Here is a 12247-nt window from a genome sequence, read left to right on the forward strand (position 1 = left end):
ACGCGATATGTAGGCGGGGCTTTACGCCGCGCTTTTTAATGCGAGTTATGTTGTGAGCGGGGCTTTATGCCGCGCTTGTTAATGCGTTAAGAGCACGAGGTAAACTCCACAATAAAACCCGCGCGAGGTAAACTCCCGCCTACGCGATATGTAGGCGGGGCTTTACGCCGCGCTTTTTAATGCGAGTTATGTTGTGGGCGGGGCTTTATGCCGCGCTTTTTAATGCGTTAAGAGCACGAGGAGAACTCCACGATAAATCCTGCGCGATGTGAACTCCCGCCTACGCATCGCGATCATCATTTAATATAAATACAATCCCAATAAGGATATGAGCCAACATTCTTAACTAATCCAGATCTTAAGGGATTAGCCACTATATAACGGGCACAATTCACAAGATCACTTTCATCTCGTATCATATGATCGTAATAATCAGGTTGCCACAGTTTATCAATTTGAGAGTGCTCCCTTGCTAGTTTAGAGCACCTTCCTTTAAAGGCTCTTATCACGCGACTTAGTGTTAAGTGTGTTTTTAATTGAAAAAGCCAATGAATATGATCTGGCATGAAAATAAATACGATACTTTTACACGCCCCCTCTTCTTCTAGCCTTCTCATTTCGTTAATTAACAACCGATTTAAACTTAAGTCATTGAAAAGGCATCTTCTCGAATCAGCAACTAAAGTAATACTGTAATAGTGGTTAGCAATCGAAATACGCCCTTTTCTTAATAGATGTGATTTTTTCATTGTGTATAAGCCTTAGTTTATAAATAAACATAGCAGCTAAATAACAGTTTTCACGAATAGATTAGATTTGCGCAAGGTAAGTGCTTCGGTAAAACCTGCGCGAGGTAAACTCCCGCCTACGCGATATGTAGGCGGGGCTTTATGCCGCGCTTTTTAATGCGTTAAGAGCACGAGGAGAACTCCACGATAAATCCTGCGCGAGGTGAACTCCCGCCTACGCGATATGTAGGCGGGGCTTTATGCCGCGCTTGTTAATACATTAAGAGCATGAGGTGAGTTCTTCGATAAGAGCTGCGCGAGGTAAACTCCCGCCTACGGCATATTATATAAAAAATGCCACCTTATTAAGGTGGCATTTACACACGGGGTTATTTCTACTTATAGAAATTCATTTACTTTTTATTATTATTTTCATGTTAGTTTTTAACAAAAAATATTTCACAACGGTAGCATTTAGTGCTTTATGTGGCAACCGTAAAAGAAAAAGTTCATAACCCCGCAATATTTTTGCAATAAAGAAAAATAGCTTAAAAAGTTAATTAAACTTTTATACACACATATTTCTCTTCTAAATATTCATCAAGTCCCTGATGCCCACCTTCTCGGCCCAAACCTGATTGCTTAACGCCACCAAATGGCGCTACTGGGTTTGATATAACACCTTCATTTACGCCGACCATGCCAAATTCAAGCCCTTCACTAACTCGGTAGACTTGCTTAATGTTTTGGCTGTAAAAATAAGCAGCTAGACCAAATGGGACATCGTTAGCAAGTGCAAGCACTTCACTTTCTTCATCAAAAGGGACAACCGTTAATACTGGTCCAAATACCTCTTCGTGGTATATATCCATTTCCGTGGTTACGTTATTTACAATTAGTGGGTTTTGAAAGCTGCCACCTAAGTCACAGTTATCGCCAATCAGCGTCGCGCCTTTATCGAGTGCATCTTGTACTAACTGTTGTACTTTCTCTTTGGCTTTTGGGTAAATAAGCGGACCAATATCAACATCATCTTCAAAACCATTTGCCACTTTTAACCCTGCAATCTTAGGCGTGATTTTTGACAGTACTTTATCGAGAATATTTCGTTGTATAAAAATACGGTTTGCAGCAACACATGCCTGCCCACTGTTTCTAAATTTAGCCGCCATTAGACCTTCAACAGCTTCATCTAAATCGGCATTGTCAAAAATAATAAAAGGTGCATTACCGCCAAGCTCCATCGAAGTACGCTTAATTGTACCTGCACATTGCGATAGCAACTGCTTACCTACACCGGTAGAACCGGTAAATGTAAACTTACGCACGACTTCTGAGTCAGTCAGCATTTTACCTACTGTTTTGGCATCTTGAGAAACCAGTACATTAAATGCACCTTTAACAAAACCAGCTTGGTCGGCCAAATAAGCAAGTGCAATAGCACAAAGTGGCGTGTATTCAGAAGGTTTTAATATAAAACTACAACCCGCCGCGTAGGCTGGAGCTACTTTACGAGTAACCATAGCAACAGGGAAATTCCACGGCGTTATACCCGCCACAACACCGACAGGTTGCTTAAAGCTAGTTAAACGATGCGAGTCATCTGTTGGCGGAATGACATCGCCGTAACTACGCTTTGCTTCTTCTGCAAACCATTTTATAAAGCCGGCACCGTAATCAATTTCGCCAAGGGATTCTTTGAGCGGCTTGCCTTGCTCTTTGGTCATTAGCTCTGCAAGTGTTTGCTTGTGCTTTATCACTAGCTGATACCAGCGCATCAAGGTTTCGCTTCTTTCAGTTGCGTTAGTTGATTTTAACTTGGTAAAAGCCCCTTGAGCTGCAGTTATTGCGGTATTTACACCCTGCTCGTCAATATCGCTTACTTCTACAATGCTTTTTTCGGTAGCGGGATCGTCAACACTAAAGTGTGTGTTCGTTTTATAAAATTCGCCGTTAATAAATGAATCAGTAAAAATTAGACTACTCAAAATACACCTCCAAAATTACGTTTAAGATGTTAAATAAATTCAATGCAGCGCGAGATAAACTTACAAGAGCTGCGCGAGGTAAACTCCCGCCTACGGGTTAATACCTTGTGGGCGTGGCTTTATGCCGCGCTTGTTGAGTTAATGCCATAAAGCGCAAGATAAATTCACAAGCTGCGCGAGGTAAACTTGCAAGAGCTGCGCGAGGTAAACTCCCGCCTACGGGTTAAAACAATGGGCGGGGCTTTATGCCGCGCTTGTTGAGTTAATGCCATAAAGCGCAAAATAAATTCACAAGCTGCGCGAGGTAAATTCCCGCCTACGTGATACCTTGCGTTTGTAAACTCCCGCCTACGGCCACAAACAAAAAAGCCGCTGTATCAAACAGCGGCTTTTAATAAATTTATCGTTAAAAACTAATGCTCTTCATTAACGATATTGAGATTGTACTTAGGTATTTCAACCACCAAGTCTTCATCTCTTATAATTGCTTGGCAACCAAGGCGTGACTCAGGCTCTAAGCCCCATGCTTTATCTAGCATGTCATCTTCTAGCTCATCACTTTCGTCAAGTGAATCAAATCCTTCACGAATCACTAAATGACACGTAGTACATGCACACGATTTTTCACAAGCATGCGCAATGCTAATACCATTTTTAAGCGCAGCGTCGAGTACCGTTTGACCCGTAGGAGCTTCAATTGCAGCGCCGTCAGGACATAATTCAGGATGTGGAAGAAAAACAATTTGTGGCATTCTAATCTCTCTTAAATGTTGTCTACTGACTGCCCAGTAAGGGCTTTTTTAATTGATGCATCCATTCTACGCGATGCAAAGTCGCTACTCGCATTATCGACTTTTTCGATAGCTGCTTTAATTTCGCTAGGCTCTTGTGCATTTTCGCGCACTTTTACCAGTTCTGCAATTTCAGCGCGTAAGTTAGCTAGTTGCGTATCGTCAAGTAATGCACCATCGGCTGCAAGTGATGCATTAAGCGCTTCTATTACACGCAGTGCTTCAACTTGTTGCTCTTTGAGCATACGTGCTTGCATATCGCCTTTGGCGTTGCTCATTGACTCTTTTAGCATGTTAGCTACTTGGTCGTCAGATAAACCAAACGAAGGCTTAACTTGAATTTCAGCTTGTACACCAGTTGATTTCTCCATAGCTGAAACACTTAATAGGCCATCAGCATCAACTTTAAAAGTGACACGAATATGCGCAGCGCCTGCCGCCATCGGTGGAATACCTTTTAAGCTAAACTTAGCAAGCGACCTACAATCATCAACAAGCTCACGCTCACCTTGCAGCACATGTAATGACATGGCTGTTTGACCGTCTTTAAACGTTGTAAATTCTTGTGCGCGTGCTACCGGAATTGTCGTATTGCGCGGAATGATTTTTTCAACCAAACCACCCATAGTTTCAAGGCCTAACGATAACGGTAATACATCAAGCAATAGCATGTCAGAATCGGGCTTATTGCCAATTAGTACATCGGCTTGAAGCGCGGCACCTAAAGCGACAACGCGATCAGGGTCGATTGAAGTTAGTGGTTCTTTATCAAAAAAGCTTTGTACTTGGCTGCGTACCAGTGGCATACGAGTTGAACCGCCTACCATAATAACTTGCAGCACTTCTTCGTTTTCTATGCCAGCATCTTTTACAGCTCGACGACACGAGCGCAGCGTTTTTTTAACCAGAGGCATAGCCATTTCGTCAAACGTTTCGCGTGTTACTTCTACTGTGTATTTTTGATCGTCAAACTCAAGCACTACATTTACTTTAGCGTATTGGCTTAGTGCTTCTTTACAGGCTTTTGCTTTATTGATGAATAAACGTAAAACTGAAGGTGATAATGCTGACACTCCAGTTTGCTGCTTAAAGTAATCAACAAGTAGTGAGTCAAAGTCATCACCACCGAGGCTAGAATCGCCACCGGTTGCCATTACTTCAAACACACCTTGGTGTAATCTAAGTACTGATATATCAAATGTACCACCGCCTAAATCGTAAACAGCAATAATACCTTCTTGGCCTGAATCTAAGCCATAGGCAACTGCTGCTGCTGTTGGCTCATTTAATAAGCGTAATACGTTAATATCAGCAAGTTCTGCGGCATCTTTGGTGCTTTGGCGCTGAGCGTCATCAAAGTACGCAGGTACTGTAATTACAGCCCCTAAAATTTCTTGGTGACCAAAACTTTGCTCAGCTCGTGCTTTTAATGCAGCTAAAATATGGCTAGAGGCTTTGACTGGGCTGATTTTTCCTGCCGCAGTTTCTATTGCTAGCGAGCCATTATCTTCACAAAACTGGTAAGGCAGCTGGCCATAACTTTGCTCTATTTCAGCCTGAGTTTTACCTAAAAAACGCTTTACCGAAATAAGTGTGTTAGCAGGGTCTTGTGTTGCTGCTTGTGCAGCCTCTGCGCCAACAGTAATACCGCCAGCTTGATAACGAACAACCGACGGTAACATAGCCGCGCCAAGATCATCAGTTAACGTGCGGGCTTCGCCACTTTGCACTGTTGCAACTAATGAATTAGTTGTACCAAGATCAATACCAATCGCTAGTTTATGTTCGTGTGGTGCCGCGCTCTGCCCCGGCTCAGCAATTTGCAATAATGCCATAATGCTCTTTAAACTCGTGTTGCTCGCTTTGCAGCAAGTAATTAATCGTCAAATAAACTGTCTTCAATACGCTCTAGTTCTTCACGTAACTTATAAACAAACTTCAGTTTACGAATATTATCTGCGGCAAGTTGATATTGCTGCTCATCGTTACTTGCTAATTGCTCGGCAAGTTGTGCACTGTATTGCGTGTTTAGTTGCTTAATTTGTTTTTCAAAATTTGCAATCGCAGTATCAGGATCGCTCGACGATGCTAACTCTTCAAGCTCTTCGCGAAGTTCCATTTGCTGCATTAAAAACATCGGGTCTTGCAAGGTTTGCTGCTCTGCCCGAATATCAACGCCTAGTTCACTTAGCATATATTCAGCACGCTTTACTGGGTGCTTTAATATTTGTAGTGCATCGTTAATTTCGGCAGTGCTTTGCACAGCCATTAGCTTATCGCGGCTGCTCGCATTCGCGTGGCGATCGGGATGTACAGTACGCTGTAATTCCAAGTAGTGCTTGTTAACCGTTGCTAAATCAATATTGTAATCAACGGGGACTGCAAATAATTCAAAGTAACGCATAACTTCAACCAATAATATTCAGAAATAACAAAGCCCTACATTTACTGGCAGGGCTTATTTATACTACAAAGATATTTAAAGCTTAAACGGTAAAGCTTTCGCCACAACCACACTCATCTGCTTGATTCGGGTTATTAAATTTAAACCCTTCATTTAAGCCTTCTTTAGTGTAGTCGAGCTCTGTGCCGTCAATGTAAACTAAGCTTTTAGCATCAACAATTAATGTGACACCTTTAGCTGCAAACGTTTCATCGTCTTCGTTTAATTCGTCAACAAACTCAAGTACATAAGCAAGACCTGAACAGCCCGTCGTTTTAATGCCAACGCGCAGGCCTAAACCTTTACCGCGGTTTGCTAAAAATGATTGTACGCGGTTTGCTGCCGCATCTGTCAATGTCACTGCCATGAGTTTCTCTTCTTACTTCGCTTGTTTGCTTTTGTAGTCGGCAATTGCTGCTTGAATTGCGTCTTCGGCTAAAATTGAACAGTGAATTTTCACTGGTGGCAACTCAAGCTCTGCACTAATATCTGTGTTTTTAATTGTCGCTGCTTCGTCTAACGTTTTGCCTTTAACCCACTCTGTTACTAGTGAAGATGAAGCAATTGCACTACCACAACCGTAGGTTTTGAATTTTGCATCTTCAATAACGCCTTCAGACGATACTTTAATTTGCAGTTTCATCACGTCACCACATGCTGGTGCGCCTACCATACCCGTTGCCACTGACGGATCGTTTTTATCTAGAACACCTACGTTACGTGGGTTTTCTACGTGGTCGATTACTTTATCACTATAAGCCATTATTCTATCCTCATTACCTGCTACGGTACGTGCTCACTCGTATTAGTGGTGAGCCCATTCAACTGAATCCAAATCAATACCTTCTTGATGCATTTCCCATAAAGGAGACATCTCACGTAGGCGACCGATAGAGTTTTTCATTAATTCAACGGTGTAATCAATCTCTTCTTCGGTAGTAAAACGACCAATACTAAAACGAATTGAGCTATGTGCTAATTCGTCGTTACGGCCAAGTGCACGTAATACATAAGAAGGCTCTAAGCTTGCAGATGTACAGGCTGAACCTGACGATACTGCAATGTCTTTTACTGCCATAAGTAACGACTCACCTTCAACAAAGTTAAAGCTGATATTTACAATGCCAGGTACTGATTGGTCTTGTGTGCCGTTAAAGTATACTTCGTCCATATCAGCCATAATGCCGTCAATTAAACGATTACGTAAGGCGCTGATGTGTGCGTGATCTTTTTCGAAATCTTGCTTAGCAATTTTAAACGCAGTACCCATACCCACTAATTGGTGAGTTGCTAGTGTACCAGAGCGCATGCCGCGTTCATGTCCGCCACCGTGCATTTGCGCTTCAAGGCGAGCACGTGGTTTACGACGAACGTAAAGTGCACCAACACCTTTAGGGCCATACACTTTATGTGCAGAGAACGACATAAAATCAACTTTAAGCTGTTGCACGTCGATTAATATTTTGCCCGCGCTTTGCGCTGCATCTACGTGGAACATAATTTTACGTTCGCGACACATTTCACCAATAGTCGCGATATCTTGAATTACACCTAGCTCATTATTAACGTGCATGATGCTTACAAGTACTGTGTCGTCACGCATTGTGTCGGCAAGTTTTTGTAAATCAAGTAGGCCATTTTCTTCAACGTCCATGTAACTTACTTCAAAACCTTGGCGCTCAAGCTCACGACATGTGTCGATTACAGCTTTATGCTCAGTTTTAGCGGTAATAACGTGCTTACCTTTTTTCTTGTAAAACTGTGCTGCACCTTTAATAGCAAGGTTATTTGATTCTGTTGCACCCGATGTGAATACAATTTCACGAGGGTCTGCATTAATTAAATCAGCAATATCTGTACGCGCTTGGTCAACAGCTTCTTCTGCTTGCCAACCAAAACGGTGTGAGCGTGACGCAGGATTACCAAACTTACCGTCCATTGTCAGGCATTGCATCATTTCTTTAGCAACACGTTCATCAACAGGCGTGGTCGCTGCGTAATCTAAATAAATCGGTAACTTCATTTCTCTCTCCGCTGCAGGTCAACCTTAAAGTTGACAGCTTACTTGAATGTTTTCCAACTGCTTAATTGCATTATTGATACTGTTATCTTGGCGCGATGCGATTTCTTTCACATCTGATTTTTCCACCAATTCAGCAAGGGTAATATTATTCAAAAATTCTTCTATGCGTGCGCTTAAGTCTGACCACAAATTATGTGTTAAACAACGCATACCACTCTGACAGCCGGTATCGGCACCTTGGCAACGTGTTGCATCGACTGATTCGTCTACGGCACTAATAATGTCGCCAACAGAGATAACGCCCGCTTCACGCCCTAGTAAATAACCACCACCAGGTCCACGAACAGAGCTTACTAGGCCATTTTTACGTAAACGAGCAAATAATTGTTCAAGGTAAGACAAAGAAATTTCTTGTCTTTGTGAAATATCAGCAAGGGCTACAGGACCTACACCTGTGTGTAGTGCAACATCCAGCATAGCTGTAACGGCATATCTGCCTTTTGATGTTAACTTCATAACGCCCCCTGCACAAAAGAGTGCAAATTTTAATTACCAGAGTAAAATAGTCAAGTATTATCACTTGATAAAAATTTGATTTAGAAACCCTTACTTTATAAATTGTAGAGTTAACAAATTTTCAATACCCGACTTGTTTAGTCAAGTATTACGGCCATTGTAATTACCTGAGTATTTTAGTCAAGTATTAGCTAGTTATTTACCCATTGGTTTTTATAACTAATAGCTATACCTAAGTTACTTAGGGATAGACTTATTAATTGAGGTGAGAATACCGCGTAAAATATTCATTTCGGCATCTTCAGGACGAGCTCGGTTGAATAAACGACGTAATTTAGTCATAACTAAACCAGGGTGCTGCTTGATAATAAAGCCGGTTTTGAAAAGCGTATCCTCAAGGTGATCATAAAACAGCTCTGTTTGTTTTGAGCTTGGGTAAACTGCATCGTCTTCTTCAACTGTTTTAGGTTGTTGATTTAAAAATGCCATACGTGTTTCGTAGCTAAGTGTTTGTACGGCCATTGCTAAATTAAGCGAGCTGTACTCTGGATTTGCAGGAATACATACATGGTAATTACAAAGTTGAAGCTCTTCGTTTGTTAAGCCACTATTCTCACGGCCAAATACAAGCGCTACTGGGCCATTTACAGCCTCAGCGACTAGCTTTTCACCACACTCACGTGGTTCAACCATTGGCCACGAAAGCGTACGAGAACGCGCACTTGTGCCAATTGTAAGCGAACAATCTGCTATGGCATCTGCAACACTGTCAACAATAACGGCATTACCTAAAATATCGGTCGCGCCTGCAGCTAATGCACTCGCTTGGCTGTCTATTTCACAAGCAGGATCAACTAAATAAAGTTTTGATAACCCCATGGTTTTCATGGCGCGAGCCGCCGAACCAATATTGCCGGAATGTGACGTATTAACTAAAACAATGCGAATATCATCTAAGATCATTACTGTGCTACTTTGCTATGCCAAAAAATTGCGCAAATTCTAACATGAAATGATGAGTACAGCTACGGGAATGGGTGTAGTCTTTGTTGCTTGGTTTTGTACACTTTGCGTATAAAATACAAATATATTTATCGCCTTAATATGGTCATTTTATACTTAATTTTTCTCTAATTCTTTTTGCCATAGGGTAACTCGGTTACGACCGCTCGATTTTGACTTAAAAAGTGCTAAATCAGCTTGATCTATTAACTCTGTAGGTGTTTTAGCTCCAAACATTATTGAGCTAACACCAAAGCTACAGGTAACAACTCCTCCTTCAAAAGGGGTACTTTCTAATTGCTCACGAATAGTTTCAGCCATGTTAAGTGCTTGCTCCTTGGAAGAACCTGGCAAAATAATACAAAATTCTTCACCACCAAATCTGGCAACAATATCGCTTTCAGTAATATTTTTTTCTAAAATAGCTGCTACGCTGCAAAGAACTGTATCTCCTGTGCTATGACCATACGTATCATTCACTGCTTTAAAATGATCTATATCCGCTAAAATAATACTGTACTCACCTAGCTCTTTTAAACTTAAGAAATCACGATTCATGAAATCAAATAAAATACGACGATTATAACAATTGGTAAGGGGATCTCGGGCTGCTAAATAACCGAGCTCTCTATTACGTTTTTTTGAGTCAATGAATTTTTTATAAATGAGAATTGCCACTAAAACACAAATAGCCAACAATGCCATAAGCGCTATGCTCGAGTATCTATTTTTCATGAGCTTAAGCTCGGAGATTAATCTGGTTTTTTCTGCAATCTCAATTTCACTATTCTTTTTAATTAACGCAAGTTGGTCAAGCTCATTTTTTTCTCTTAATAGCTCCAGTTCCATTTCTAATTTATGAGAATGCAGTTTAGCCTTTTCCAGGATAAGTCCATTATTTTCAGCCTCTTTTTGAATCGCTTTTGATAAAGCAATTTCTCTCTCTGCATAATCTAATGACTTAGCTGTGTTTCCTCTGTGTTTTTCAGCTTTGCGAAGCTCTCTATAAGCGAATAAAGTAAGACTCTTAGCATTGATTTGAATCGATAAGTTTAATGCTGTTTTCAATAACGCAACGGCCTCATCTATATCCTCATTAATTAAAATACTTGCTAAAACAGTTTCAGCTTTAATTTGGTAGAGCTTATTACCAACTTCATGAGCAATAGATAATGACTCGCGATAAAAAACTTTTGCTTGTGTATTATTATTTTGGGCGCGATAAATGTTACCAATAATGCGCGCAGTAAGAGAGCTCTTTAGCTTGTCATTTTTTAGTTGATAAATTGTATGTGCTTTTTTTGCCATTACCATTGAGGAATCATAGTTGCCAGCATTTAAATCAATAACAGCCATCTCTCTCAACGCAGTAGCAAGCTCTTTAGGCTCGACTTCATTTACTGGCAAGTTAATGGTGATCTGATAAAAGGTCTTGGCTGAATCAAATTGCTTTAGTCGTGTATATATTAAACCTGTTTGATTTGATGTTTTTGCAATCCCATTACTATTGTTTACTTTTTTGTAATAAAGATAGGCTTTATGGATATACATAAGTGACTTTTCATAGCGGCCAATATGTCTATAAATAATTCCAGCACCCATCGACGCTTTAGCATAACCTAATGGGTCGTCAAGATTCTCATGCAACTCTAAACTTTGCATTGAGTAGTCAAGAGCAGACACATAATTCCCTAAATGACGCTCTGCTTCTGCAAGTGTGTTTAACGTTCGAGCCAATAACTTATTATTTTTTTGGTCTGTATATATTGCTAATGCTTTTTTATAAAACTGTGCCGTTTTTTCTCTGTTTTTTAAACGCTTATAGGACTCTGCTAATTTTTTATATACCTCAGCACGCTTGTGTTGTACTTCGCTATCTGGTTTTGAAAGATATTTCAAAGAGCTCGACAATTGTAAAATAGCGTCGTTAAAATATCTTTGGTGATAAAAAATATCACCTTTAGTAATTAAAACTTGCGCAATTAAAAACCCACTACCATATTGATGTGCGAGAAGTTGTACTTCGTCGATTATTTTGTATGCTTCATCATAACGTTTAGCTATAAGAAGTATTTTTGCCTCATCGATGGAAGATTTTATTTGTTTGTTTTTATCTCCTAGAGACCTATAAATAAAAGACGCTTGAAAAAAATGATTTATTGACTGTTCAGTATTATTTAATTCCTGATTTAATTTTCCAATAAGGGTATGTGCTTGCGCGCTCAAGCTTTTATTACCATTTAATTTTGACAACTCTAACGCTTTATTAGCTAACTCAATGCTTTTTTGTTTTTCGCTATGCCTAAATGATTTTGCTTGCTTTAAAAGCTGCTTTTCTGATGAACTATTTTTATCTATTTTTTCATTTTGTGTAGGCAAACTTTCTTGTGAATTGGCGGCCGTAAAATAAAGAGTAAAAATAATAAAATAAATAATTCGCATGAGTAAGTTGATCATTAATAGTTAACAGTTAAAAAAGAAAAGACTCTGTGAAGCTGTGACCTGCTCAAAATAGTATTTCGAGCACAATTGACGCTAAATAGGGTACAGAACAAGTATTATCGCGTAATTTTCAACCTATTACAAAGCCCTATTAATATTTGTGAATTAAATACTACTTTATTGTTAGTATTTTTTGGTTTAATGAGTAATATCTTGGCCAACCAAAAGCCCTACCCACATGGTATAGATCCGTAGGCGGGAGTTTACCTCGCGCAACTCTGATGAGCTTACCTCGTCCTTTATGGGGTTAACCG

At 40.2% G+C, this 12247-nt stretch carries 11 protein-coding genes; all 11 read right to left on the bottom strand.

The genetic code is table 11. The features are described from left to right. Positions 1 to 296 precede the first annotated feature (296 nt). Positions 297 to 749 carry an REP-associated tyrosine transposase gene (locus V6260_RS18300; protein WP_341595542.1) on the bottom strand — a complete coding sequence of 151 codons (453 nt, stop codon included), beginning with the start codon at positions 747 to 749 and terminating at the stop codon, positions 297 to 299. 539 nt (positions 750 to 1288) lie between these two features. Continuing rightward, on the bottom strand, positions 1289 to 2716 hold the full coding sequence (locus V6260_RS18305; RefSeq protein ID WP_341595543.1) for an NAD-dependent succinate-semialdehyde dehydrogenase: 1428 nt from the start codon (positions 2714 to 2716) through the stop codon (positions 1289 to 1291). A gap of 413 nt (positions 2717 to 3129) precedes the next feature. Next, positions 3130 to 3468 (bottom strand): ISC system 2Fe-2S type ferredoxin, encoded by a 339-nt coding sequence (gene fdx, locus V6260_RS18310; protein ID WP_007377671.1) that lies wholly within the window; start codon positions 3466 to 3468, stop codon positions 3130 to 3132. Positions 3469 to 3479: 11 nt separating this feature from the next. After that, positions 3480 to 5342 carry a Fe-S protein assembly chaperone HscA gene (gene hscA / locus V6260_RS18315; protein ID WP_341595544.1) on the bottom strand — a complete coding sequence of 621 codons (1863 nt, stop codon included), beginning with the start codon at positions 5340 to 5342 and terminating at the stop codon, positions 3480 to 3482. A gap of 41 nt (positions 5343 to 5383) precedes the next feature. Next, on the bottom strand, positions 5384 to 5911 hold the full coding sequence (gene hscB, locus V6260_RS18320) for a co-chaperone HscB (RefSeq protein WP_341595545.1): 528 nt from the start codon (positions 5909 to 5911) through the stop codon (positions 5384 to 5386). 82 nt (positions 5912 to 5993) lie between these two features. Next, the gene (gene iscA, locus V6260_RS18325; protein ID WP_006791976.1) at positions 5994 to 6317 is read right to left on the bottom strand and encodes an iron-sulfur cluster assembly protein IscA; all 324 of its coding nucleotides are present in this window, start codon (positions 6315 to 6317) and stop codon (positions 5994 to 5996) included. Positions 6318 to 6329: 12 nt separating this feature from the next. Then, entirely contained in the window at positions 6330 to 6713 is a 384-nt protein-coding gene (gene iscU, locus V6260_RS18330; RefSeq protein WP_055016627.1) for a Fe-S cluster assembly scaffold IscU, read from the bottom strand. 42 nt (positions 6714 to 6755) lie between these two features. Next, positions 6756 to 7973 carry an IscS subfamily cysteine desulfurase gene (locus V6260_RS18335; protein WP_341595546.1) on the bottom strand — a complete coding sequence of 406 codons (1218 nt, stop codon included), beginning with the start codon at positions 7971 to 7973 and terminating at the stop codon, positions 6756 to 6758. A gap of 24 nt (positions 7974 to 7997) precedes the next feature. Continuing rightward, the gene (iscR, locus tag V6260_RS18340) at positions 7998 to 8489 is read right to left on the bottom strand and encodes a Fe-S cluster assembly transcriptional regulator IscR (RefSeq protein WP_002958424.1); all 492 of its coding nucleotides are present in this window, start codon (positions 8487 to 8489) and stop codon (positions 7998 to 8000) included. A gap of 237 nt (positions 8490 to 8726) precedes the next feature. Next, positions 8727 to 9452 (bottom strand): tRNA (cytosine(32)/uridine(32)-2'-O)-methyltransferase TrmJ, encoded by a 726-nt coding sequence (gene trmJ / locus V6260_RS18345; protein WP_341595547.1) that lies wholly within the window; start codon positions 9450 to 9452, stop codon positions 8727 to 8729. Positions 9453 to 9608: 156 nt separating this feature from the next. Continuing rightward, complete coding sequence (locus V6260_RS18350; RefSeq protein ID WP_341595548.1) at positions 9609 to 11948, bottom strand: diguanylate cyclase; 2340 nt, start codon at positions 11946 to 11948, stop codon at positions 9609 to 9611. Positions 11949 to 12247 lie beyond the last annotated feature (299 nt).

This window comes from Pseudoalteromonas aliena (assembly GCF_038155085.1).
In the GTDB taxonomy this organism is placed as follows: domain Bacteria; phylum Pseudomonadota; class Gammaproteobacteria; order Enterobacterales; family Alteromonadaceae; genus Pseudoalteromonas; species Pseudoalteromonas aliena_A.